The sequence below is a fragment of the Rhizobium sp. USDA 3886 genome (assembly GCF_056279785.1).
This window is the reverse complement of the sequence record NZ_JBWCDC010000001.1, coordinates 3595001-3619815: the sequence shown is the minus strand read 5'-3', so window position 1 is coordinate 3619815 and position 24815 is coordinate 3595001. Positions and strand designations below refer to the sequence as shown.

20 protein-coding genes, 1 tRNA gene, 2 rRNA genes and 1 pseudogene (1 of these 24 cut by a window edge) are annotated in these 24815 nt (G+C 59.9%); 16 read left to right on the top strand and 8 right to left on the bottom strand.

Translation table 11 applies throughout. The features are described 5' to 3' along the window. Nucleotides 1–69: 69 nt before the first annotated feature. Complete coding sequence (locus ACZ9BX_RS18255) at nucleotides 70–1026, bottom strand: alpha/beta fold hydrolase domain-containing protein (protein WP_476219387.1); 957 nt, start codon at nucleotides 1024–1026, stop codon at nucleotides 70–72. 402 nt (nucleotides 1027–1428) lie between these two features. Between ACZ9BX_RS18255 and ACZ9BX_RS18250 the strand changes: the two genes are divergently transcribed. From ACZ9BX_RS18250 to ACZ9BX_RS18180, 15 genes are all read left to right on the top strand, one after another. Next, nucleotides 1429–1923, top strand: coding sequence for a LysR substrate-binding domain-containing protein (locus tag ACZ9BX_RS18250; RefSeq protein ID WP_476219385.1), 495 nt, complete (start codon nucleotides 1429–1431; stop codon nucleotides 1921–1923). Continuing rightward, nucleotides 1920–2498, top strand: coding sequence for an OsmC family protein (locus tag ACZ9BX_RS18245; protein WP_476219383.1), 579 nt, complete (start codon nucleotides 1920–1922; stop codon nucleotides 2496–2498). The genes ACZ9BX_RS18250 and ACZ9BX_RS18245 overlap by 4 nt, the downstream gene beginning before the upstream one ends. A 67-nt stretch (nucleotides 2499–2565) precedes the next feature. Continuing rightward, nucleotides 2566–3804, top strand: a complete 1239-nt coding sequence (locus tag ACZ9BX_RS18240; protein ID WP_476219381.1) for a flavin-containing monooxygenase — start codon at nucleotides 2566–2568, stop codon at nucleotides 3802–3804. 10 nt (nucleotides 3805–3814) lie between these two features. After that, a complete protein-coding gene (locus tag ACZ9BX_RS18235) occupies nucleotides 3815–5026 on the top strand; it encodes an NAD(P)/FAD-dependent oxidoreductase (RefSeq protein ID WP_476219379.1) in 1212 nt (403 codons plus the stop codon). Nucleotides 5027–5483: 457 nt separating this feature from the next. After that, the gene (locus ACZ9BX_RS18230) at nucleotides 5484–5633 is read left to right on the top strand and encodes a hypothetical protein (RefSeq protein ID WP_476219377.1); all 150 of its coding nucleotides are present in this window, start codon (nucleotides 5484–5486) and stop codon (nucleotides 5631–5633) included. 1028 nt (nucleotides 5634–6661) lie between these two features. Then, nucleotides 6662–10609 carry an alpha/beta fold hydrolase gene (locus ACZ9BX_RS18225; protein WP_476219375.1) on the top strand — a complete coding sequence of 1316 codons (3948 nt, stop codon included), beginning with the start codon at nucleotides 6662–6664 and terminating at the stop codon, nucleotides 10607–10609. Nucleotides 10610–10649: 40 nt separating this feature from the next. Then, nucleotides 10650–10781, top strand: a complete 132-nt coding sequence (locus tag ACZ9BX_RS18220) for a hypothetical protein (protein ID WP_476219372.1) — start codon at nucleotides 10650–10652, stop codon at nucleotides 10779–10781. Next, entirely contained in the window at nucleotides 10748–11149 is a 402-nt protein-coding gene (locus ACZ9BX_RS18215) for a hypothetical protein (RefSeq protein ID WP_476219370.1), read from the top strand. The genes ACZ9BX_RS18220 and ACZ9BX_RS18215 overlap by 34 nt, the downstream gene beginning before the upstream one ends. 378 nt (nucleotides 11150–11527) lie before the next feature. Beyond that, the gene (locus ACZ9BX_RS18210; protein WP_476219368.1) at nucleotides 11528–12706 is read left to right on the top strand and encodes an ABC transporter substrate-binding protein; all 1179 of its coding nucleotides are present in this window, start codon (nucleotides 11528–11530) and stop codon (nucleotides 12704–12706) included. Nucleotides 12707–12771: 65 nt separating this feature from the next. Beyond that, the gene (locus tag ACZ9BX_RS18205; RefSeq protein ID WP_476219366.1) at nucleotides 12772–13860 is read left to right on the top strand and encodes an ABC transporter ATP-binding protein; all 1089 of its coding nucleotides are present in this window, start codon (nucleotides 12772–12774) and stop codon (nucleotides 13858–13860) included. After that, a complete protein-coding gene (locus tag ACZ9BX_RS18200) occupies nucleotides 13857–14780 on the top strand; it encodes an ABC transporter permease (RefSeq protein ID WP_476219364.1) in 924 nt (307 codons plus the stop codon). The genes ACZ9BX_RS18205 and ACZ9BX_RS18200 overlap by 4 nt, the downstream gene beginning before the upstream one ends. Continuing rightward, nucleotides 14777–15595, top strand: coding sequence for an ABC transporter permease (locus tag ACZ9BX_RS18195; RefSeq protein WP_476219362.1), 819 nt, complete (start codon nucleotides 14777–14779; stop codon nucleotides 15593–15595). The genes ACZ9BX_RS18200 and ACZ9BX_RS18195 overlap by 4 nt, the downstream gene beginning before the upstream one ends. A gap of 10 nt (nucleotides 15596–15605) precedes the next feature. Continuing rightward, nucleotides 15606–17138, top strand: coding sequence for an amidohydrolase family protein (locus ACZ9BX_RS18190; protein ID WP_476219360.1), 1533 nt, complete (start codon nucleotides 15606–15608; stop codon nucleotides 17136–17138). A 3-nt stretch (nucleotides 17139–17141) separates the two neighbouring features. Beyond that, the gene (locus ACZ9BX_RS18185) at nucleotides 17142–18482 is read left to right on the top strand and encodes a thymidine phosphorylase (protein WP_476219358.1); all 1341 of its coding nucleotides are present in this window, start codon (nucleotides 17142–17144) and stop codon (nucleotides 18480–18482) included. A gap of 15 nt (nucleotides 18483–18497) precedes the next feature. Continuing rightward, nucleotides 18498–18920, top strand: coding sequence for a VOC family protein (locus tag ACZ9BX_RS18180; RefSeq protein WP_476219356.1), 423 nt, complete (start codon nucleotides 18498–18500; stop codon nucleotides 18918–18920). Nucleotides 18921–18939: 19 nt separating this feature from the next. On the opposite strand, the gene ACZ9BX_RS18175 is transcribed toward ACZ9BX_RS18180, so the two are convergent. Both ACZ9BX_RS18175 and ACZ9BX_RS18170 read right to left on the bottom strand, forming a co-directional pair. After that, nucleotides 18940–20241 (bottom strand): amidohydrolase family protein, encoded by a 1302-nt coding sequence (locus ACZ9BX_RS18175; RefSeq protein WP_476220061.1) that lies wholly within the window; start codon nucleotides 20239–20241, stop codon nucleotides 18940–18942. Beyond that, nucleotides 20241–20423, bottom strand: coding sequence for a hypothetical protein (locus ACZ9BX_RS18170; protein WP_476219354.1), 183 nt, complete (start codon nucleotides 20421–20423; stop codon nucleotides 20241–20243). Before ACZ9BX_RS18170 ends, ACZ9BX_RS18175 begins: the two co-directional genes overlap by 1 nt. Between ACZ9BX_RS18170 and ACZ9BX_RS18165 the strand changes: the two genes are divergently transcribed. Further along, complete coding sequence (locus ACZ9BX_RS18165) at nucleotides 20422–21072, top strand: TetR family transcriptional regulator C-terminal domain-containing protein (protein WP_476219353.1); 651 nt, start codon at nucleotides 20422–20424, stop codon at nucleotides 21070–21072. The two genes, ACZ9BX_RS18170 and ACZ9BX_RS18165, sit on opposite strands and share 2 nt — an antisense overlap. Before the next feature lie 137 nt (nucleotides 21073–21209). On the opposite strand, the gene ACZ9BX_RS18160 is transcribed toward ACZ9BX_RS18165, so the two are convergent. The 5 genes and pseudogenes from ACZ9BX_RS18160 to ACZ9BX_RS18140 form a co-directional block, all read right to left on the bottom strand. Continuing rightward, nucleotides 21210–21368, bottom strand: a complete 159-nt coding sequence (locus ACZ9BX_RS18160) for a hypothetical protein (RefSeq protein ID WP_476220088.1) — start codon at nucleotides 21366–21368, stop codon at nucleotides 21210–21212. 18 nt (nucleotides 21369–21386) lie between these two features. Continuing rightward, nucleotides 21387–21488, bottom strand: a pseudogene (locus tag ACZ9BX_RS18155) (transposase); the annotation flags it as partial. A gap of 290 nt (nucleotides 21489–21778) precedes the next feature. After that, nucleotides 21779–21855, bottom strand: a tRNA-Met gene (locus ACZ9BX_RS18150). Nucleotides 21856–21968: 113 nt separating this feature from the next. After that, nucleotides 21969–22083 (bottom strand): 5S ribosomal RNA (gene rrf / locus ACZ9BX_RS18145). Nucleotides 22084–22204: 121 nt separating this feature from the next. After that, nucleotides 22205–24815: ribosomal RNA gene (locus ACZ9BX_RS18140) — 23S ribosomal RNA — on the bottom strand (it continues 359 nt past the right edge of the window).

The window sequence follows — 24815 nt, the reverse complement described above, 5'->3', positions numbered from 1 at the left end:
GTTGGACCTGAGATAGGCTGTCACTCTTCAGCAAGGCAATCTTGTCGAGTAGGCTCGGCAACATTCGGATCACGAATGCGCGGCGTCATCCGCCCCGAGGCGGCGTGCGATACGGCCGTCCAGTTCCGCCATCCGGCGGGCGAAACCAGAATTTTCCGGCTGATATGTCATGGCGTCCACAAGCATGGTCCGCGCCGTCGCAAGCTCACCGTCGCGAATGTGGCGGTTGGCGCGATGATAGAGGAAGTTTGCTCGCTCGACCGGAGAGAAAGCCGAGCCGAAGCGTGCATGAAACCGGTCGGCCCAGGCCCGGTGCCGGGCGATCGCCGTCACAGCGATCTGATAGGGTCGCATCGGCGCCATGACTCGGGCTGCGCGAGCCAGAGCGCGTAGACCCGGAAGATCGTCTTCGCGGCAGGCTTCAATCAGCGACAGGGCGCGTGCCGTTCCAGTGAACGCCCGAACGGTGCCATGGCCTGTCATGTGGACCGGTACGAGGTGCGTCCTCGCCTGCAGCGTTGCGATTCGAACCACGTGCTGGTGATCGACGGCGTGGAACGGATCGAAGAAGAGATAGGCCCGGCCAGTTGCGTGATCAGGCGCGATCCCCATATTGGCGTGGAGGTCGGGCGAGAAATGGCGTGCAAACCTGCCGTCGAAAGGAACTGCCTTCGGATCGATCGAGATCTGAGGGCAAAAAGCGATGGCAACGGCAGCGTTGAAGCGCCTTCGGTACCGCAACGCCGCGTAGCCGCCCTGCGAGTGTCCGTAAAGGATCCGCTCCGGTGCTGCGCGCAGGATGGGCGCGGTCGCCTCGACCGCCTTGACGACGCTCGCCGCCGGAAACCAGTTCGGCCGTCGGCTGATGAAGCCAAGCGCCGAAATGTCAGCTTTCTCGCAGAACCGCTGCCCCCAGAAGCGGCTGCCGTTCGCCTTCATTTCCATCTCGTTAAAGGTGACGAGAAGATAGGGGGATGATCCTGAACGATGAATCACCTCCAAATTTTCATCTGAAAATACGAGCATGCGGCGATCCATCAGCAATTACGGAACAAATATACTTCAATATTTGAAATATACTATCCATGATAGAAATATGCGTAAAAACATGCTGAAAATCAACTCCGAATTTATACCCACGCTTAACCGATATATTTCTAATCGCTTACTCCGAATTACAGAAGAGGCTTATCCAGTTCGCCGAGCTATTACTCACGTCCAGCGTTCACGCATGACGTTGTGCAGTCGTCTGCCTAGACCGGGCCTCTCTTTGGCCAATATTACCTGGAGCGGCCTCTTCTTTGAACCGCCGCCTCGAAGCGACTTATGGTTTTGCGTAACCACCGGCCCACATCTCCCGGGAAGGCAGCGATTGCCTTGCGCCGCTCGAGAACGGCGATCTTGACATATTTTGAGCGATCCCGCGAAGTGCTCGACCTGATCGCGCGGAGAGAAGCGGACGTGTCGTCGTCACGCAGAACGCCCAAAGGCCTGCTTCGCATAAATTCCAGCACAGGCTTTACCCGGCAGACACTTCTCCACGCGATACCGGCGTTCCTCGCGCGCTTTCCAGATATCTCGGTGGACGTCACCCTGACGGACCGGCTTGTCGATCCGGTTGCAGAGCAGGTCGACATCATCATTCGTGGCAGCCCTTCGGCTGGCTCCGACCTTGTGGTTCGCCAGCTGGCCGAGGGTCGCCGTCTCATCTGCGCTTCGCCGGACTATCTCCTCAAATATGGAACGCCGCGATCGGCGGCCGATCGCGCAGACGGCCGAAATCTCCCGCCAATTTTTTCCAGCACCATATTCGATTCAACTATGGCTCCAACTGTGGTTCAAACGCTCGCCCTAGAAATCAATTGGTGTCAAAGCGGGAAGAAATCCCGCGTTTTCCAACCGAACAAGGGAGAAACACCATGAATCTGCAGACCAAGGCGCCCCGTCCACCACTTAACGGCGTCGACACGCCGACCCTCCTGAGCACCATCAACTTCGTCGCGGGCCAGCCGGACCTGGCCACATTCCAGTTCCGTGCCCGCAATGACTGGATCGAGGGCACCCACAGCCGCAGTGAAATGCAAGGCTTTTTCGGTGCTGGCGCCGAGCAGAAGCATATCAAGTGTTATGTCGCCGATGGCGATCATCCGACGGTGCTCTGCGGCTCCGATCGCGGCCCAACGCCCGTCGAATGGCTGCTCCACGCGCTCGCCACCTGCCTGACCGCCGGCATCGCCAATATCGCGGCGGCCCGCGGCGTGAAGCTCACGAAGGTGCGCTCCTACGTTGCGGGTGACATCGATCTGCGCGGCATCCTCGGCATATCGGATGAGGTCCGCAACGGCTACCAGAACATTGCGATCCACTTCGAAATCGAAGGCGACGCGCCCGCAGAAAAGATGCAGCAGATCCTGGATCAGGCGCAGGCGCGGTCGGCGGTATTCGACGTTCTGACCAACGGCGTCCGGGTCTCGGTTGGCATGGCCTCGGTGCAGTAACGCTTGTTATTCCTCATGCGATCCGGCCGTCCAACGCCGGATCGCCCCCTCACCAAGGAGGACCAACATGTATACGACCGATGTCGCTATCATCGGCGGTGGCCAGGCTGGCCTTGCAATGAGCCGTTGCCTTTTCAACCGTGGTATAGAGCATCTTGTCTTCGAACGCGGCACGATCGGCGGCCGCTGGCAAAGCCATACCTGGGATTCGCTGCGGCTGCTCACGCCAAACTGGATGAACCTGCTGCCTGAGGCTCGCTATGAAGGCGACGACCTTGATGGGTTCATGCTGCGGGATGAGCACGTAGCGCGCTTGCGCGACTACGCTGCTGCCTTCGACGCGCCGGTGATGGAGCAGACTGCCGTCACTTCGCTAACGCATGGCGCAGCCGGATTCCAGATAGAAACCGACCGAGGCATATGGCGCGCGCAGGTCGTTGTCGTTGCAACCGGTCAGTGCGATCTGCCCAATCTTCCGGACATCTCACGTGCCATCAATCCGCTTGTGACAAACTTGCATTCCAGCGCATATCGTTCGCCGCTCACCATAGCCGATGGGGGCGTACTCGTGGTCGGCGCGTCGTCCTCTGGTGTTCAGATCGCCGATGAAATTCGACGCAGCGGGCGTGATGTGACCCTGGCGGTCGGCCGACATACGCGGCTGCCGCGCACCTGGCGCGGGCGCGATATTTTCTGGTGGCTTGATCGAATGGGCGTGCTGGCAGAGCGAACCCGCGACCTGGCGAATCCGCAGGCTAGCAGGCGTCAGCCGTCGCTGCAGCTAACCGGCCGTCCGGATCGTGCCAACATTGATCTGGCAACGCTGCAGGGCCTTGGCGTCAAGCTCGTTGGACGAATGGCAGCGGTCGAAGGGGACACAATTGCATTCGCGAATGATCTCGCTTCGAGCATCGCGTCGGCCGAAGTCAAGCAGCGAGACCTTCTCGCAAGGATTGACGCCTTTGCCGGTCTCGACCGTCGGGCTTCCCATGCCGGCATCAAGCCGGTCGATCTGTCGCGGACCGCGTCTCCCCGACTGTCTCTGGCGGCCGGCACTATCAACACCATCGTGTGGGCGACAGGGTATCGACGAGCCTATCCCTGGCTGAAGCTGCCTGCGCTCGGTACCGATGGCGAAATCGCCCATTGGGACGGTGTGACAGCTATTCCCGGCCTTTATGCCCTGGGGTTTCGCCTGCTGCGCAAGCGCGACTCTAATTTCATCGGTGGCGTCGCATCGGACGCCGTCGAGCTTTCAAAATCCATTTGCGCATTTCTCGACCAGCGCGGCCAAAGGGCCGCATGAGGGGGTAATCATGCTGCACGTTCCGGCATTCAAACCATACTACGATGTCATCATTGTCGGTGCGCGCTGCGCCGGCGCGGCGATGGCCCTGCTGCTTGCCAAGGGCGGCATGAACGTGCTTGCGGTCGACCGTCAGGGTTATGGCAGCGACACGCTCTCGACCCACGCATTGATGAGGCCCGCGGTCATGCAACTATCGCGCTGGGGTCTGCTCGAGCCATTGATCGACGGCGGAGCGCCGGTGATCACCTCCACCACCTTCCATTATGGCGAAGAAGAGGTTGCGATCGCCATCCGGCCGGATCAGAGAATTCCAGGGCTGATCGCTCCGCGCCGCACAGTGCTCGACCGCGTGCTCGTGGATGCCGCGCGTGACGCTGGCGCAACGATCCTTCATGATGTTACTGTACAGGATCTGAATGTCGACGCCGACGGGGCGGTGCGTGGCGTCGTGCTGAAGGATGCGGACGGCCGCGTCAGGACGCTTGCAGCCGGCCACGTGGTTGGCGCCGACGGCCTTGGCTCGATGGTCGCTCGCAAGGTTCAGGCTGCGACCCTGATGTGCGGACGGGCGTCAGTCGCTCACATTTTCGGTTATGCAGCCGTGCCAGATCCTTCGGGTTACCACTGGTACTTCCAGCAGGACGTGAGCGGCGCAATGATACCGACCAATGACGGCCTGGCCTGCATCGTCGCCTCCGTACCAACGAGCCGATTCGACTCGGTGTTCCGCGGCAATCTCTTGGCGGGTTGGCATTCCGCGCTGATGGCCCTGGCGCCGAACCTCGCCAGGCATGCAGCTGCGCATCATGTCGGAAGGCTCAGGGCATTCCGCGGCACCCAAGGCATGTTGCGGGAGGCCCATGGTCGGGGCTGGTTGCTGGTTGGAGACGCGGGGTTCTTCCGAGATCCGCTCACCTCGCACGGTATTTCGGATGCGCTGAGGGACGCGGAAGGAGCTGCTTCGGCTATTCTTTCGGACTCGGAATTCGCACTGGCGCATTTTCAGAACGAGCGCGACAGCCTTGCCTTTCCGATCCTGGAAACCACCGACGCGATCAGTGCGTTTGATTGGTCGCTTGCCGAATTAGCGGAGCGGCACAAGCGATTCAGCGACGCCATGAAAGCCGAAATCGCCATGCTAGCCGGCAGATCGGCTCGCGACGAGGTGATCCCGGTCGCGGCGACAGTCGCACGGCGCCCGGCCGTCGCAACAATCTGACACCCTCGGCCAAAAAGGAGAGTGATAATTCGTCAAGGCGGCGGGCGAAGAGATCGTTTCCCGAAGGCTCTCGACGTCCGCGACGATGAACCAAATGGCACGCCGGCAACGACCAACTCAACGCCCTGGGGCATACCTGCCTTTCCGCTAGGCGACGAGCTATGCGTCGCGCTCGAATGCTCCCGTCACCCCCATGGTCCGGCTTGCGCAGGCCCGTCGCGCGGCCGGCTTTTTTGCGCCCATTCAATGAATGGCGATGCTGCGCTCGCGGCTGAGCAATGTTCTTGAACATGAACGCTGCTGTCGGCAGCAGCTGCCAAGACGGAACCTCGGTCCATGCCTTCTTCAATATTTGCGAAATACCGTTTCCCATGCTCGCGCAAACGCTGGGTACAACGCCGTGGCCGCATGCTTTGAATGTCGCGGAAGAACCGCTGCCTTATCATTGGAGCCAACCATGAACATCTCATTCGGTACATATGCTCGCCCGTCGTCCTTCAAGTGGGAAGACATTCGCAAGGGCCCTTCTCTCGAAACGGTGCGGGAACACATCGACCGCGTCGTCAATTTCAGCCGATACAGCAGCGGCATCACACGCAAACGCTAAGTGATGAACGGCCAGGACAAGAAGAAGGACGCCAGGCGTCCTTCTTGCTTCAATGGAGAAGGACATAACCGCCTTCACGCAGCCGCAGAAATCACCGCCGCATACCGCCACGCGCAATCGAATTCTTCCTGAAAAGGAGCCGATCCCCCCAAGGCTTGAACACTGTGCCGCAAATTCGGTTGCAAAGACGTGGCTGCAAAGCGCATTGTTGCCGATTGGAATGCTAGACCAATAGGTGTTCTCGCTAATAAAATATAAGATCGGCGGCCAACGTGGATATCGCCATCACGGTTCTGGGAGATTTTTTAGTTTACCGGGATAAGGCAGCGATTTCGCTACCGCAATCGCGGAAAACCAGGGCGCTGCTCGCCTATCTTGCGGTACTCGGAAAGCCGCAGCGCCGTGAGCGGCTTTGCGAATTGTTTTGGGATGTCCCGGACGATCCCCGCGGTGCGCTTCGATGGAGCCTATCGAAGCTGCGCCAGATCCTTAATGCAGACGGCGAGGAGCGACTGCAGGCCGACCGCAATTTCGCGCATTTGAAACCGAGAACGTTTGTTCTCGATTACGAACTGGTCAGGGGTCTTTCGTCCGAAACAATTGGTGGGCTTACGACCGAACAGCTCGGAGAAATCGCCGCCGCGTTCACAGGGCCGTTTCTCGCCGATTTGTATCTCCCGCACTGTCCGGCCTTCGAGGCATGGCGGGTCTATTGTTCCAACGAGCTGGAAATCCTGCACCTAAAGACGCTTCGAACCCTGATCGATCGTCTCGGCGACGAACCGGGGCGGGCGTTGTCCTACATGCATACTCTCCAGAAGTTGCTTCCCGAGGAGGACTTCGCAAAGGAGATAACCAGGATCAACGACCGAGCACGTCAGACGGCGGCAACCAGATCGGTCACGCAAGTCGCGTCGGCAGACCTAACGGACAGCGCGGCCCGATCGGCGAGTGAAGCCGCAGCGGAGTTGCCTTCCGCTAACTGGACGGCCGTTCCATCGCTCGGGATTGGCGCAAGGACGCAGTCGATGCGCTATGCAACCTCAAGTGACGGCACACGGATCGCCTATGCCGTCAGCGGTTCTGGTCCGGCGATCGTGCGCGCAACACACTGGATGTCGCATCTTGAATTCGATTGGGAGAGCCCGGTTTGGGGTCATTGGATCGACGCACTGTCGGACGGCTTCACCCTGGTAAGATATGATGGGCGCCTAAACGGGCTGTCCGACACCGCGGCGCAGGATACCTCATTGGAGGCGTTCATTGCTGATCTGGAGTGTGTCGTCGATGCCGCCGGTATCCGACAATTCGTCCTGCTTGGAATTTCGCAAGGCTGCGCTCTATCGGTTGAATTCGCGTCCCGACACCCCGAAAGGGTCGCCGGGCTCATCCTTTACGGCGGCTATGTTCGAGGATGGCGCGCACGCGGCGATGCGAACGAAATCGGGCGGCGCGAAGCGATCGCAGCCCTCATTCGCCAGGGTTGGGGCCAGGACGATCCCATATTCCGTCAGCTATTCACCAATTTGTTCATTCCTGGCGCGAACCGCATGCAGATGGACTGGTTCAATGAATTGCAGTTGCGGACGCTCACACCAGAAAATGCATGGCGACTGTCCAATGCCTTCGCCGACATCGACGTGTCTGCCCGGCTCAAAGATTTGCGTTTGCCGACACTGGTTTTGCATGCGCGAGGCGATCGGGTAGCGCCCCTGTCTGGTGGTCTGGCTTTTTCCAGTGAAATCCCGGGGGCGCGCTTCGTGGAGTTGGACAGTTCCAATCATATCTTGATGGCCGGGGAGCCGGCGTTTCAGGAATTCATAAGGGAGGCCATGGGTTTCGCCAACCAGGTGTTCGAAACCAAAGAGATCGGTCCGATCGACAAGCGCACCAGGCGCTACGCGACGATCCTGTCTGCGGTCTTCGTCAGTCCGGTTCCGACCACGGAAGAACTCTCCCCGGAAAAAGCACTTGAAATCATCGATTCTCTGCTCTTGAAGGCTGTTGAGTTAGTCAGAGCGAATGGCGGGACGGTGCTCAGCACCACGGACAGCGAATTCATTGCGTCGTTCGGAGCGCCCGACGCCCAAGAAGGCCATGCCGTGCTCGCCTGCCGAACTGCGCTCAAGCTGCGCGAGACGGCACGGAGTGAGCCCCAACCCGTGACCAGGATCCGCATAGCCATAGATACGGGCGTCGTGATCGTCGGTCCGGCGCGCGTGCTCGGAGCAAGCGCGCTCGAAGTGCGCGGCGGACCGGTGAGCATCGCCAGCGCCCTGAGCAAAACCCTACGCCGGGATCTCGTTGTGGCGACCGAACGAACGCATACTTTGGCCGGTGGTTTTGTCAGCATGAAACCTGCAGAGCCGCGAACCCTATCTGATTTTTCGAACGACCAGCGTGTTTACGAGGTCCTCGAAATCAATCGCGGCCGCTCGCGCTGGCAGTTGCGGTCCCGTAGGCAGCTCTCACCCTTCATAGGGAGAGAGATGCCTTTGCAAATCCTCAACAAGGCCTGGCGCGAAGCGCACGGCGGCGAAGGCCAGACCGTGATCGTTGTCGGTGATCCCGGGCTCGGCAAGTCACGCGTGACGCATGAATTCGTTGGCGCAATTCCGCAAGGCGAAGTCGAGAGCCTGGAAGCAGGTGCGCTGGAAACCGATCTTCAGAATGGTTTTGTCGTGATCCGAAAAGTCTTGCAGGGGCTGTTCGGAGTGGATGAGGCAGAGGCGCCGGCGGCCGCGGTTGAAAAGGTGTTACTTGCGCAAAGCGAGCGCCGTTTTGACACACGTCTGCTCGATCCCATCATGGCGGTAATGGAATTGCCGGCACAGGATCCGATCTGGGCGGGAATTCCCGCAAAGGAGCGATCGCGGCGAATGCAGGAGGCCGTGGTGGCGCTGCTGCTGTTTCTCGCAAATGCCAACCCTCTGGTCCTTCTTGTCGAGGACCTGCAGTGGATCGATCTCGAGAGCGAGGCGATCCTGATTCGGTTGGCGGAAGCGGGCTCCACCGGTCGAATTCTCTTCATCCTGACTTGTCGACCGGAATATGACCGCAGTGCGTTTGCGACTGCGGGGCCGGTGGAAATTCGGCTTTCGGCGCTGAGCGCGGCCGAGACCGCCGAGCTGCTCGATTACCTTCTCGGCAAAGATCCGCGACTCGATCGTCTGCGCGCCGATCTGGCGGAGGTATGCAAGGGCAACGCGCTCTTTCTCGAGGAAACCGTCCGCGCGCTTGCCGAGACCGGCAAACTAAAGGGCGAGCAAGGCCGCTATCAACCTGCCGGCGAGTTCGAGATTGTCATATCTGAGAGTATACATTCGGTCATCGACGCCCGTTTCGAGCGCCTCGACGCCGACGCCAAACGTGTGGCCGAAGTTGCGTCGATTTTTGGAGGCGAAGTCCCAGCAGTGCTGTTGCAGAAACTGGCGGCTTTGCCAGGACCGCGCTTCGCTGCCGCTCTGCAGGTTCTAAAGAAAGCAGATTTACTCATCGAAGTGCAGGTTTTCCCGGAAGTGTCCCTCCGCTTCAAGCATACGCTGATCCGCAATTCGATCTCCAAGCGAATCGTCGCGCCCGCACGCGTTGGCCTCCATCGGGCGGCTCTGGCGGAACTCAAGGCGTATTATGCAGACAGAATCGAGGAGCATGCTGAACGCTTGGCGCGGCATGCGCAGGAGGGCTGCCTTTGGGAAGAAGCCGCCACTTATCTGCTGATGTCGGCCTGGAAGGCGATCCGTCGTTCGGCGCATACCACTGCGCTGGCTCACCTGGATCTTGGAATCCGTTTACTGGCGGGCAATCGCGACATTACGGAGGTAGAAAGGCGCGAAATTGAGTTTCAGCTCGCCAAAGGCGTCGCTCTCATGGCGGCGCGGGGCTGGGGTTCGAGAGAAGTCCTTTCGGCATTCGAACGTGCGGAGGTGCTCTGCGAGAGAATAGGGGACCAGTCACGCCTGTTCACGACGCTGCGCGGTCGCGCGCAGTACTACATGATCAGTGGAAAGCCAGCGGCGGCACAGGAGCTCGCCTGCCGATGCGCCGACCTGGTCAAGGGGCGCTCCGATCCCGGTCTCGAGATCGAAACCGCCCACATGTTCTGGTCCAATAATTTCTTTCTGGGTGACGTCTCGAATGCGCTCAAGCATGCCGAGCGTGGGGTCGGTCGATATGATCCCGATCGCGACCATCAGCTGACGTATCTATACTCCGGCCACGATCCGGGTGTGTGCAGCCGCTGTGTCGCCGGTCTTTCCGCATGGCTTTCCGGCAATCCAAGTACCGCCCGGCTGCGGTGCGACCAATCGATCGGGCTTGCGGAACGTTTTCAGCATCCACTGACAACGGCTCTGGCATATTGGGGCCTGGGCTACCTGCACATGTTTGCCGGAGAGCCCCAGTACGCGCTAGAGGCGGCCGAGCGCGAGCTGCAGATTTCTCAGGAGTTCCAGCTTCCGCTTTTCGTTGGTCAAGCCGCTTTCCAGATCGGTTGGGCCCGTTTTTCGCTCGATGAGCGGAAAGCCGGCTTGCGGCAGATGGATGATGCGATCACCGCCATTCGCCAAACAGGAGCCGAAATGGGACTGCCCTATTTAATCGGTCTCTACGCGGAATGCGCCGCGCTAGCTGGGAGGTTGGATGGGGCCGAGAAAGCGATTGCCGCAGCTCTTGAGATCGGACGCTGCAACGGAAGTTACTTCCAGCTCGCCGAAATTTTGAAGATCGAGGCCGGAATTCGTAGTCGTTGCGGCATAGGCCCAGTCGAAACAGAAAAGATCCTGCGCCGCGCCAATGACGTCGCGGCTTCTCAGCATTCCGCAATGGGCCAGCTGCGGGTATCAATCGAATTGGCGCGGCGCCTACGCGAACGCGGAGACGATGAGGGAGCGCGCGGTTGGATTGCGCCCCACTCGGATCTGATTGAACGTCTCGGCGACAACAATGACGGGCGCGCCGCACGCGAATTTCTGTAGAGCGCAACCCGGGATCGCGCCGCGCAGGATTGCACGGACGTTGAACGAGGAAGGCGTTCTCGAGAAGCAGATCCAGGGCATCATCGAAGCCATCAAGGACGGCATGTTCCATGCGAGCATGAAGGCAGAGATGCCGAGATGGATACGCTTGAAGCGCGCAAGGCCGAGCTAACAAGCCATCTCGCCGACGCACCCGAGGACACGCCGGACATTCTCCCTGCGGCTTCGGCGATTTGCGCCAAGAAGATCGCGAAGCTGACCGGGGCTTTGAATCGGTCCGACGAGCGGCAAGAAGCGGCGAAGGCATTGCGCATGCTGATCGAGAAGATCGTGCTGACGCCGGGACCGGAACGCGGCCAAATCGACGCGACGCTGCACGGCGAACTGGGACGATTCTCAATTGGGTCGAGCGCCACGCCATTGGAAAAGCTACAAAAAACAAAACTCCCGGAGCTGGGCTCACGGGAGTGTCGGTATCAGTGGTTGCGGGGGCCTGATGGCACAGACGCTTGTAAAATTTGTCGTCTTCAAGGGATTTGAGGAGACGATGCCCAAATGGGTGAATTGATATCTTTAGTGGCAGCGCAATCCTTATGCTCCCATTAGCGAGGCCCGACCATTTGCGATGAGGCCTCATGCGCGGGCTCAAGTCGTGACACATTCACCGAGCGATTTGGTCATCATAATTCGGTAGCGTCGCAAAACCCCGCGCGGACCGGAGCACCGATCCTCGTCGGTATTCGGCAGATGATTCTACAACTGTCAAAAAATTGACCATTTGGTCAGTTTTTGACCTTGGCCGTTCCAAGGCTACCTTTCTCAAAAGAAGCACAACCCAATTAAATCAATCAGATAATCACATGGCATAGAACTTGCTGCTCTCTGATCGGTGCCAACCATCGCCATCAGGGGAACGACATGTCAAATAAGCCTCGCCTGCCAGACACCACGAATACGTCCAATCAAACAGAGATTTCGCGCCGCAAGCTTTTGGGGGCTACGGCCGCCGCTGCCGCGGCCGCCGCCTTCGGGAATTTCACCATATTCTCACGGCAGGCACAGGCCGCCGAGCCATTGCGCGTTCTCTGCTGGCCGGGTTACGAAGAGAGGGATGTCATCGCCGAGTTCGAGGATCTCCATAAGACGAAGGTGGAGTTCAAGATCTACATCGGCGGCGAACAGATGCTGCAGTTCTTCGCCCAGACGCCGCCCGGCACATTCGACGCAATCATTTCGGACGCCGAGTATGTCCAGAAGCTGAAGGCGAACAAGGCGATCGAAGCCTACAAGACCGACGGCATTCCGGAGCTTGCCAACTACCATCCGAAGTTCCGCGATTTCGCACCCACCAAGGGCGAGACCGACGGCACCGTCTACGGGATCCCGACGCGCTTCTCCTTCTACGGCATCTCCTACAACACGGACGAAATGTCGGCGGAACAGGCGGCGGACTGGAATTCTCTGCTCGATCCGAAATACGCCGGCAAGATCGGCATGTTCGACTGGTACCTGCCGAACCTTGGCAATGCCAGCCTCGCCGTCAATCCCGGCAACCAGACACCTTACGCGATCACCGACGACCAGCTGGTCAAGGTCAAGGAATTCCTTACCAAGCTGCGGCCGCAGATCGGCATGTTCGGTTCTTCCAACCAGCCGATCGCGCAGGCGATGCTTGCCGGCGACATCGTCGCCTCGCCGACCGGCGACCTCGATATCGACCTGAAGCTGGCCGGTTACGACAATTTCTCTTCGACGATTCCCAAGCAGGGCGGCATTCGCTGGCAGGAAGTGGCCTGCGTTTGCTCGGCGTCGAAGAACAAGGATCTCGCCATGGAGTGGGTCAAGTACATGACCTCGCCCAAGGTGCAGTCGAAGCTCGTCTATACCAAGGCCTTCAAGGCGCGCGGCCCGAACATGAAGATCGTGGACTACTGGGACGACGACCAGAAGAAGCTGCTGTCCTACGTTCCGGACCCCGAAAACCCCGGCAAGATGCTTGTCGAGACGCTGATCGACCACTCGATGCCGCGCGGCCTGCCGGCCAACCAGCCGGAACAGGCGTGGATCGACATCTTCAACGAGTTCAAGACGGCCTGATCGCCTTCCGCCGCCCAGGCGCCCCGCGAGTGCGGGGCGCACCTTCCTCGTTTCCAGGATATTCCATGACCATCGCCTCGACAACGCCCCCAGATCTCGAACTCGTCGCGATTACGAGAAGTTTCAATGATTTCGTCGCGGTCGACGGCATCAATCTGACGGTCGGTCGCGGCGAGTTCGTGGCCATCATGGGTCCGTCCGGCTGTGGCAAGACTACGCTTCTGCGCATTCTCGCCGGATTGGAGACCGCCAGTTCCGGCCAGTTGCACATCCGCGGCAAGGACGTCTCCAACCTGCCCGTCAACCTGCGCTCGACGCGGCTTGTCTGGCAGAACTACGCGCTCTTCCCGCACCTTGACGTCGCCGGCAACATAGCCTTCGGCCTGACATTGAAGCCGCACGACAAAGCGGTCGTCGCCGGCAGGGTAAGGGCCATGGCCGAGCTGGTCGGCCTCACCGATCTCATGGGGCGCAAGATCAGCCAGCTCTCCGGCGGGCAGAAGCAACGCGTGGCACTTGCCCGCGCGCTCGTCACCGAGCCGGAAATTCTGCTCCTCGACGAGCCGCTCTCGGCACTCGACGCCCATTTGAGAATCCGCATGCAGGGAGAGCTCAGGCGCATCCAGCAGCAGCTCGGCATGGCCTTCATCTACGTCACCCACAACCAGGTCGAAGCCTTTTCGATGGCCGACCGGGTGGTTGTCATGAACAAGGGGAAAATCGAGCAGATCGACGCGCCCGAGGAGATGTATGCCCGGCCAAAGACGGAATTCGTCGCCCGCTTCGTCGGCACCAACAATCTCTTTGCCGGGCGCATCCAGGAAGTCGCGCATGATCGCGTCATCGTCCATTGCGGCCATGGCCAGGTCGAGGTCCGGACCGACGATTCGCCGCCAGTCGGCACCCCGGTCTTCGTGGTGGTGCAGGCCGACAAGCTGTCGCCGGCCCCCACCGGCGTTGCCGGCGAAAACCGCCTCGACGCCACCTTGCGAGGCCGTGAATACGCCGGCTCCCACAATGTGTACCTGCTCGACCTGGTTGACGGCACCGAAGTGAAGATGACCGTGCCGCAGGTTCTCGCCGTCGAGATCAACCGCCCGGCTTCGGCCTGGTTCTCGCCTGAAAACGCCTCGCTGATCCGGGGAGCCGCATGACGAACACCGCCTCCCCCTCCAAGCGGCTGAAGACGCCGAACGACAGCCCGCTCAAGATCCTCTTTCTCGCGCCGCTCGGCCTGTGGCTGGCCGTTCTGTTCCTGTTGCCTCTCGCCTTTCTCTTGTGGATCGGATTCTGGCGGGTCGAGAATTTCCAGGCCATCCCTGCCTTCTCCTTCGGCAACTACGCAGAAATCTTCGCGAGCTTCTTTTCGAAATCGCGCTATGGCCTGGCGCTCGTCCAGTCCCTCTGGGTGGCGATCACCACGGCGGCGATTGCGACCACCCTCTCCTACCTGGTGGCACTGTCGATCGCCTTCGCCGTGCCGGGCCGCTGGCAGCGGCTGGCGCTGCTGCTGGCCATCGCACCGTTCTGGTCAAGCTACGTACTGCGCCTCTATTCTTGGCAAACCATCCTGTCACGCAACGGCGTGATCAATTCGGTGCTGAAACAGGTCGGGCTTTCCGACTACCGGATCGACATCATCTATACCCAGATCGCCACCCGCATCGGCCTCATTCATTATCTCGCGCCGATCCTGATCGTCATTCTCTATGTCAGCATCTTAGCCATCGACAAGGTGCTGATCGAGGCGGCGCGCGAATTGGGCTGCACGCGCTGGCAGGCCTTCACCCGCGTGATCCTGCCCTTGTCGCGTTTCGGGCTGTTGACGGCGGCGAGCTTCGCCGTGATCGTCTCGCTCGGGGACGCGCTCTCCGGCAATCTGCTGGGCGGCGGCGCCGGTGCCTCGATCATCGGCAAGCTGCCCACCTATGCTTCGATGATCATGTCCGACTATTCGAGCTCCACCAACCTACCGCGGACGTCGGCGCTTGCGACGATCCTGATCGCCGTCATGGTTCTTGCCCTGGCGTTCGGCTTCGTCGCCGCCGACCGTGCACACAGGAGGACTTCGTGAACTCCGCTCCTTACCGCCGCAACCCGTGGATCCTTGCCGGCTGCCTCTGGCTCGGCCTCGCCTATGCCTTCATGTTTCTGCCGCTGGTCGTGCTGGTGCTGTTCTCCTTCCAGAAGAACCGTTTCCCCGGCTTTCCGCTGCAGGGCTTCACGCTGCAATGGTATGATAAGCTGTTTTCCGACGGCACGCTGCTGAAGGCGCTCGGCAACACGATAGTAGTTTCGCCGGCGGCCGCGACAGTCGCGACGGTCATCGCCTTTTTCGCAGCCTACGCTTTCAACCGCTTCACCTTCCGCGGCAAGACGACGTTCCTGGCGCTGGTGACCCTGCCGATCCTCATTCCGCCGCTGATCCTCGGTGTTGGTTTCCTCGGCCTGCTCGCCCGGCTGCATCTGTCGGGAACGCTGTTCGCGGTCTTCCTGACCCACGTCGTGCTGATCACCGCGCCGGCGCTCGCCATCATCCAGCTTCGGCTCGCCCAGATGCCGGCGGCGCTGGAAGAGGCAGCATGGGATCTCGGCGCGACCGAATGGCAGGCGGTCACCAAGGTGGTGCTGCCGTTTGCCCTGCCCGGCATCTTCGGCGCCTGGCTGCTCGCCTTCACCTTCTCCTTGGACGAGTTCATCATCGCCTGGTTCGTCTCCGGGTTCCAGCCGACCCTGCCGGTCGCCATCTATTCCGTTCTCGTCGCCGCGATCGATCCGTCGCTGAACGCCATCGGCACGATCGTCTTCGGCATTTCCTGCCTCGTCCTCATCGGCCTCGAACTCGTGCTGCTGCCGCTTCTGGTCGGCAGGCCCGACAAACAAAGCTAGAGCATACGCAATGACGCTTCTATTCAAGAATGCCACCATTCTCGCCATGGACAAGACCCATGGCACGACGCCGTTCTCAGGCGATGTGCTCGTCGAAGGCGACCGCATCGCGGCGGTCGATCGGGATCTCGCGGCTCCCGCAGACGCCCGGGTGGTCGACGCGACCGGCCGGTTGATCATGCCCGGCCTCATCAACGCCCATTTGCATTCCTCGGAGACTTTCTTCAAGGGGCGCTACCAGGGCACGCCGCTCGAAGTCTGGATGCTCTATTCCTATCCGATCCTGATGAAAGGTCCGATCCCGAAACGGTTGCTGTATCTGCGCAGCCTGCTGACGGCGATGGAATCGCTGAAAGGCGGCGTCACGACGCTGGTCGACGACTTTTTCGATCCGCCGGGCTTTGACATCGCTCGCCTCACCCGCGTCTTCGATGCATATGATGACGCCGGCATCCGGGCCAACATTTCCCACTGCGTCATCGACAGGCATGTCTTCGACACCATGCCCTATCTCCGGGAGATCATGCCCGCCGCGTTACAGGATGAGGTCGATGGCCCCTCGATCACCGCGGGCGATTACATGGCCTATTGCGCCGACGTCTTCGGCTCGCAGCACGGCCGCGCCGGCCGGCTCGGCTTCATGGTCTCGGCCTCGGCCCCGCAGCGCTGCTCGGTGGAGATGATGCAGGCCTGCGTAAACTTGGCCCGGGACAAGGGCGTGCCCTATCACACGCATGTGCTGGAAACGAAGACGCAAGCGGTCACCGGGCCGGAATTCTACGGCAGAAGCTTGATCCGCTACATGAAGGATATTGGCGTGCTGACGGCCAATACCACCATCGCCCATTCGATCTGGGTTAGCGACGCAGACATGGCCATGATGAGAGAGGCCGGGTGCTCGGTCGCGCACAACGCCGTTTCCAACCTGAAGCTCGGTTCCGGCATCGCGCCCGTCCGCCGGCTGCTCGATGCCGGCGTGCATGTCGGGCTTGGAACCGACGGGCTCTCCAGCAACGACACCGCCCGCATCTTCGACGTGATGCGGTTCGCAGCCCTGCTTCACGACATCGCCGCGCCCGATACCGAACGCTGGGTGACGGCGGCCGAGGTGCTCCGCTCCGCCACGATCGGCGGCGCTCGCACGGCGATGCTCGATGCCGTGACCGGCTCGCTGGAAGTCGGCAAGCGCGCCGACCTGATCATGCTCGATATCACAGGCTACGACTACATGCCGATGAACCGGCTCGACCACCATCTCGTCTATTGCGAGAACGGATCGAACATCCGTCTGGTGATGGTCAATGGTCAGGTCGTCGTCGAGGACAACAGGCTCACCACCATCGATGAGGCGGAGATTTTCGCGGAACTGCGCGAGCTTCTGCCGGCCTATCTGGCCGAGCATGAGGAACTTGAGCGGCTGAACGCCCGCTTCGAACCCTACATGCGTGAAATGTATCGGCGCGCGACGATCCAGGACATCGGCATGAGCCGCTACCAGGGCGATCTGCCGCTCTGGCCCGGCGTCAACCGCCGCGAAGGCTGAGCGATGTCGGTCTTTCTCCCCGCCCAGATCATCCGCGCCAAAAGGAACGGCGAGAGCCTTTCCGAAGCGGACATCCGCCGCTTCGTCGAGGGCATCGGCGCCGGCGAGGTCTCCGAGGCGCAGATCGCCGCTTTCACCATGGCCTGCTTCCTGAACGGCATGGCGCCGGAGGAGACTGCGGCGCTGACGCTCGCGATGCGCGATTCCGGCGAGGTGATCGACTGGACCGGTGCCGGCATCGATCCTCGCACGATCATCGACAAACATTCGAGCGGCGGCACAGGTGACGAGAAGGTGAGCCTGATCCTCGCGCCGCTGGTCGCCGCCTGCGGCATCCACATGCCGATGATCTCGGCTCGCGGTCTGGGCCACACCGGTGGCGAGGTCGATCTCATGGAGGCGATACCGGGCGCTTCAATTGCCCCCTCCACGCAAATGTTCCGCCAGGCGGTAATGGATGCCGGGGTCGCGATCATCGGCCCGACGACGAAGCTAGCGCCGGCCGATGCGGCGATCTATTACGTCCGCGATGTCACCGCGACGGTGGAATCGATCCCGCTGATCACCGCCTCGATCCTCTCGAAGAAGCTCGCTTCGGGTGTTTCCGGCCTCGTCATGAGTGTCAACTATGGCTCCGGGGCCTTCATGCCGACCTATGCGGATGCCGACGAACTGGCTGGAAGCCTGATTTCGGTCGCGCGCCTCGCCGGCCTGCCCATGGTGGCGCCGATCGTCGAGATGGACGAGGTGATGGGGGATGCGATTGGCAGCCGGTTGCAGCTGCGCGAGGCGATCGATTTTCTCGCCGGCCGCCGTCAGGAACCGCGTATGCGGGCGCTGGTGATGGATATTTCCGCCGAAATTCTCGCCATGGCCGGCCTTGCCGCTTCCACCGAAGAAGCGGCCGCCATGCTCGAGAAGCGGCTGGCACAGGGCTCTGCGCTCGAGCGTTTCAGCCGGATGGTGGCGGCGCTCGGCGGCCCGGCCGATCTCGTTGAGAACGCCGACAGCTATTTTCCTCCGGCACCGTTCGTGTCCCCTCTTCCCTCGCCCACTTCGGGTTTCGTCAGGAAGGTCGACGCCTATGCGGTCGGTCTTGCCATGGTCGGGCTCGGCGCCGGCCGGAAGATCGCCAGCGACGCGCTTGATCACGACGTCGGCCTGACCGGCATCGTGCACGTCGGCGACGTCGTTGAGAAAGGTGAGCCGCTCTGCATCCTTCACTGCCGCGGCGAAGCCGCCTTCGCCACGGCGGCCGAGGCGATTTCCGCGGCCATCCTCGTCGGCCGTCACCGGCCTGAACGCCGGCCGGTCGTTACCGGCCGCCTGTCAACATCCGACTGAAAGAATCGCCCCGCCATGACCTTTGCTCAATCCCACGCGATCACCGACATCTGTATTCTCGTCAAGGACACCCAGCGCTCGATCGATTTCTACGTCGGCAAGCTCGGTTTCGAACTCAATCGCCGCGCCGAGGGTTTTGCCGAGTTCAACGGCGCCGGCTTGACGCTCGCCTGCTGGGAGATCGACCACTTGAGCGAAAATACCGGGGTGCCGAACGCCAAGGCGGAAGGACCGCACAAGGCCTGCATCGCGGTGCGGGTACCCTCGCCGCAAGTGGTGGACGAGGCCTATGCAGAGCTGAAGGAAAAGGGCGTGCGTTTCTACAGCGAACCCAACGATTATGTCTGGAACGCCCGCGGCGCTTATTTTGCCGGTCCAGATGATGAGCTTTGGGAGATCTACGCCTGGAACGACGGCGGCTCGATGGGCAATTTCTGAGCCGCCGCCGTTCTCATCCTTACGTCGCTGAAGCCTCCACCGGCGCGTAGCGCCAGGGCTCGACGGTCGCCGGCCGGCCTTCGATCGAAAGGCTGGCCGTGCGGGGCGCCGTCTCGGCGATCACCTTGCCGCGACGAACAACCGCAAGGCGGTTAGGCTTCATCCGCACGGCCTCGATCGCGTCGCGGGCTTCAAGCAGCACGAAATCGGCATTGCAGCCGGGTTTGAGGCCATAGCCTTCGAGGCCGAAGACCTTGGCGGGATTTTCGGTGATCGCCGCAAAGCAGGCCTTCACCGCCTCACGGCCAGTCATATGACCGGTATGCACGGCCATGTGGGCAACTTCCAGCATATCGGCACTGCCGAACGAATACCAAGGATCCATGCAGCTATCCTGGCCGAAGGCGACATTGACGCCCAACGCCATCAGTTCTGGCACCCGCATCATGCCGCGCCGCTTCGGATAGGTGTCGTGGCGGCCTTGCAGGACGATGTTCGCAAGCGGGTTCGGCACGCAATGGATTTCCGCCTCGGCGATCAGCGGCAGCAGCTTCGAGGCGTAATAATTGTCCATGGAATGCATGGAGGTGAGGTGCGAGCCGGCAACGCGACCCTTGAGGCCCAGGCGCTGGGTCTCGTAAGCGAGACTTTCGATGTGCCGTGACATCGGGTCGTCGGTCTCGTCGCAATGCAAGTCGACCATCAGGCCGCGCTCGGCCGCGAGTTCGCACAGTGCCTTCACCGACAGCCGCCCATCTTCCATGGTCCGCTCGAAATGCGGGATCCCGCCGACCACCTCGACCCCCATGTCGAGCGCGCGAACGAGGTTCTTCGACGCGGTCGGCAAGCGGAAGAAGCCGTCCTGCGGAAAGGCGACGAGCTGCAGGTCGAGATAGTCTTTCACGAGATCGCGCACTTCGAGCAGGGACTCGACGCCCACCAGTCGGTCGTCGCAGACATCCACATGGCTGCGGACCGCGAGCAGCCCCTGTGAAACGGCGAGGTCGCAATAGCGCAGCGCACGCTCGATAACCGCCTCTTTGGTGAGCAGCGGCTTCAGCTCGCCCCAGAGCTGGATGCCTTCAAGAAGCGTCCCGGAGCGATTGAGTCGCGGCGTCCCGAGCGACAGCGTCGCGTCCATGTGGAAATGGATATCGATGAAAGGTGCGGTGATAAGCTTGCCGCCGGCATCAATGACGCGGCCGGCCTCGGCGGTAATGCCGCTTTCGACGGCGGCGATCCTCCCGCCCGAGACGGCGATATCGATGCCGGTCCGGTCATCGGGAAGGTTGGCGTTCTTGACGAGAAGGTCGAAGGTCATCATTCGGCTCCGGAGATTGAGTTGGTGTCGCTCCCTAGATCGAGCGGATCGCCGATTGCCTTGCCGGACCGGTCGTTGTTATCCGCGCAAGCTAGAGGTAACCTGACCAAGTCGTCAATTTTTTTTAATTGCTGCGGTCGGTTGAAAATCACGTAAGCGGCAAGAAGGATGAGCCAGAGCATGCCCAAGAGCCGGACGGCTGACAAACTCGACGAGAAGATCCGCGCGCGCAACATGAGGATCATTCTCCACGTGGCGACCGACGTCTTCTCCCGCAAAGGTTTCGACGGTACCCGCATCGCCGAAATCGCGGAACTGGCCGGACTTCCCAAGGCTAACATCTATTACTATTTCGCCTCGAAGGAGGAGGTCTATTCCGCCATTATCGCGAACCTGATCGCAGGCTGGGACGACGCCCTGTCCAGCCTGCGTGCCGACCGGGAGCCCGCGGAAGCACTGCGCGACTACGTCAGGGTGAAGCTGGAATACACGCGGAACTATCCGCGCGAATCCCGGCTTTTTGCAAGTGAGATCATTCACGGTGCTCGCTTTCTAAGCGAGAAGGATCGCGCTCACATGCGTCTGGCGACGGATAGGCACGCCGCGATTCTGGAGCAGTGGATGAGCGAGGGACGCATGGCAATGATCAACCCACGGCATTTCTTTATCATTCTGTGGGCTGCCACGCAGTTCTACAGCGATTTCGAGCCGCTCGCCTGCGACGCGTTGAACACCGGCAAACTTACGCCCGCTGACTTCGACATCGCGGCCGACACAATTGTTCGCACCGTGCTGGCCGGAGTGATGCCGCCTAACCGACATACCGGGTAAGACCCACCCAGCAATCGCGATGGGCGAGCCGTTGAACGGATCATTACCGGCATCGCGCACCAGCGACAGAAGGCTATCGGGACCTTTGCGGAAGTCCATGGGGTGGCTTGCCAGAAACACCTTCGCACCGGCGGGGATCATGCGGAGCGCACCGCACGGATCACCCGAGCAAGATGAGCCTCATCGATCTCGGCACCCGTGCGGATTACCGCATCACCGATGATGATGTCGACTGTGGAAGATGGGAACGCTTGGGCAGCTTGCTGCCCCTTCTCGGCTTTCGACCGCAAAGACATGGCTTTCTGCCAGGCAATGCGACGCCACGTGAACAACTGTGACGGATCAACACCAAGTCGGCGTGCTACTGCCGAGACGCTCGCTCCAGGCTGCACCGTCTCGGCCACAGCCTGTGCCTTGAAGTTTCGACCAATGTCGCCGCACTTGTCGCGGAGCTCCTTCCAATGGGCCGGCGACGGCCTCAATCATATGGAAGGTTCTATGATCAGACACAGTAGCAGACATAGAAGTTCACACCCTGAGCTAATTCCTGGATCGCTCTGTCACGGATAAACCCGTTGACCTGCCATCGCCAGATGGGGTGTATGCATCGCTTACTGGCAACCGGGCGGTTACGATGTTCTATGTGCTTTTTGACGCAAAAAGGGCTCCGAGTTTCCTCGAAGCCCATTGAATTGGTTGTCAATTTTGGTTGCGGGGGCAGGATTTGAACCTGCGGCCTTCAGGTTATGAGCCTGACGAGCTACCGGGCTGCTCCACCCCGCGTTATATTTCTGTTCTGTGTTTAAAGCGCAACGGACCGCTTTGAGGGCGGCCCGTTTTGATTGGCTGAGGGCCGTTTGTTTCGTGTTGAGAAGATTGTTAGTTGCGTTTCGCAGACCTGGCAGCGACCGACTCTCCCGCGTCTTGAGACGAAGTACCATGGGCGCTGGGGCGTTTCACGGCCGTGTTCGGAATGGGAACGGGTGCAGCCACCCCGCCATAACCACCAGGTCAGCGAAGCGCAACTATTTGAGAAGCTGGTACAGGAGTGATTTGTCACTCGTGTTTTGTTTTGAACACGTATCGATGGTCATCAGCGCCTTTGGCGCCTTGATGAGCATGGTCAATGAGAACGATCAAGCCGATCGAGCTATTAGTACCGGTAAGCTTCATGCATTGCTGCACTTCCACACCCGGCCTATCAACGTGGTCGTCTTCCACGGCTCTGATAGGGAACACTCGTTTTCAGGTGGGTTTCCCGCTTAGATGCCTTCAGCGGTTATCCCTTCCATATGTAGCTACCCTGCTATGCCCTTGGCAGGACAACAGGTCCACCAGAGATATGTCCATCCCGGTCCTCTCGTACTAGGGACAGATCCTGTCAATATTCCTACACCCACGGCAGATAGGGACCGAACTGTCTCACGACGTTCTGAACCCAGCTCACGTACCGCTTTAATTGGCGAACAGCCAAACCCTTGGGACCTGCTCCAGCCCCAGGATGCGATGAGCCGACATCGAGGTGCCAAACAACCCCGTCGATATGGACTCTTGGGGGTCATCAGCCTGTTATCCCCGGCGTACCTTTTATCCGTTGAGCGATGGCCCTTCCACGCGGGACCACCGGATCACTATGACCGACTTTCGTCTCTGCTCGACTTGTCAGTCTCGCAGTCAGGCGGGCTTATGCCATTGCACTCGACGACCGATTTCCGACCGGTCTGAGCCCACCATCGCGCGCCTCCGTTACTCTTTCGGAGGCGACCGCCCCAGTCAAACTACCCACCATACACTGTCCCGGATCCGGATAACGGACCGCGGTTAGACATCCATGACGATAAGGGTGGTATTTCAAGGATGGCTCCACGGAAACTGGCGTCCCCGCTTCAAAGCCTACCACCTATCCTACACATGCCGACACGAATGCCAGTGTAAAGCTATAGTAAAGGTGCACGGGGTCTTTCCGTCTGACCGCAGGAACCCCGCATCTTCACGGGGAATTCAATTTCACTGAGTCTATGTTGGAGACAGCGGGGAAGTCGTTACGCCATTCGTGCAGGTCGGAACTTACCCGACAAGGAATTTCGCTACCTTAGGACCGTTATAGTTACGGCCGCCGTTTACTGGGGCTTCAGTTCAAAGCTTGCACCTCTCCCTTTAACCTTCCAGCACCGGGCAGGCGTCAGACCCTATACGTCGTCTTGCGACTTCGCAGAGCCCTGTGTTTTTGATAAACAGTCGCTACCCCCTGGTCTGTGCCACCCCATCATACTTGCGTAAAATGGGGTCACGCTTCTTCCGAAGTTACGCGTGCAATTTGCCGAGTTCCTTCAACATAGTTCTCTCAAGCGCCTTGGTATACTCTACCTGACCACCTGTGTCGGTTTCGGGTACGGTCTATACGGTGGAGCTGTTTCCTGGAACCGCGTCCCTGCAAGATCAATCCAATAAGACCTTACAAGTTGAGCAATCCGTCACTACCACCAGGCCCACGAATATTAACGTGGTTCCCATCGACTACGCGTGTCCGCCTCGTCTTAGGGGCCGGCTAACCCTGCTCAGATTAACTTTAAGCAGGAACCCTTGGTCTTTCGGCGAGAGGGTCTCTCACCCTCTTTATCGTTACTCATGTCAACATTCGCACTTCCGATACCTCCAGGATGTCTCACGACTGTCCCTTCACAGGCTTACGGAACGCTCCGCTACCACGTGTATTGCTACACATCCTCAGCTTCGGTGCATGGCTTCAGCCCCGTTACATTTTCGGCGCAAAGACCCTTATTTAGACCAGTGAGCTGTTACGCTTTCTTTAAATGATGGCTGCTTCTAAGCCAACATCCTGGTTGTTTTGGGATCCTCACATCCTTTCCCACTTAGCCATGACTTGGGGACCTTAGCTGGAGGTCAGGGTTGTTGCCCTTTTCACGACGGACGTTAGCACCCGCCGTGTGTCTGCCGATTAGTACTCCCCGGTATTCGGAGTTTGGTTAGGATCAGTAAGACGGTGAGTCCCCATAGCCCATCCAGTGCTCTACCCCCGGGGGTATTCGATCGACGCTCTACCTAAATAGATTTCGCGGAGAACCAGCTATTTCCGAGTTTGATTGGCCTTTCACCCCTAGCCACAAGTCATCCCAATCTATTGCAACAGATGCGGGTTCGGTCCTCCAGTTGGTGTTACCCAACCTTCAACCTGCTCATGGCTAGATCACTCGGTTTCGGGTCTAATGCAACAAACTAAATCGCCCTATTCAGACTCGCTTTCGCTGCGCCTACACCTACCGGCTTAAGCTTGCTTGTTACACTAAGTCGTTGACCCATTATACAAAAGGTACGCCGTCACCCTTTCAGGCTCCGACTGTTTGTAGGCATCCGGTTTCAGGTTCTATTTCACTCCCCTTGTCGGGGTGCTTTTCACCTTTCCCTCACGGTACTTGTTCGCTATCGGTCATGCACGAGTACTTAGGCTTGGAGAGTGGTCTCCCCATGTTCAGACAGGATTTCTCGTGTCCCGCCCTACTCTAGGACAATCAAAGTATCTACGCGTACGGGGCTGTCACCCGCTACGGCCAAACTTTCCAGAATGTTCCGCTTTAACTTCAATTGCCACTGGCCTGGTCCGCGTTCGCTCGCCACTACTTGCGGAGTCTCGGTTGATGTCCTTTCCTGCAGGTACTTAGATGTTTCAGTTCCCTGCGTTCGCTTCTTACACCCTATTTTATTCAGGTGAAGATACCTTATTA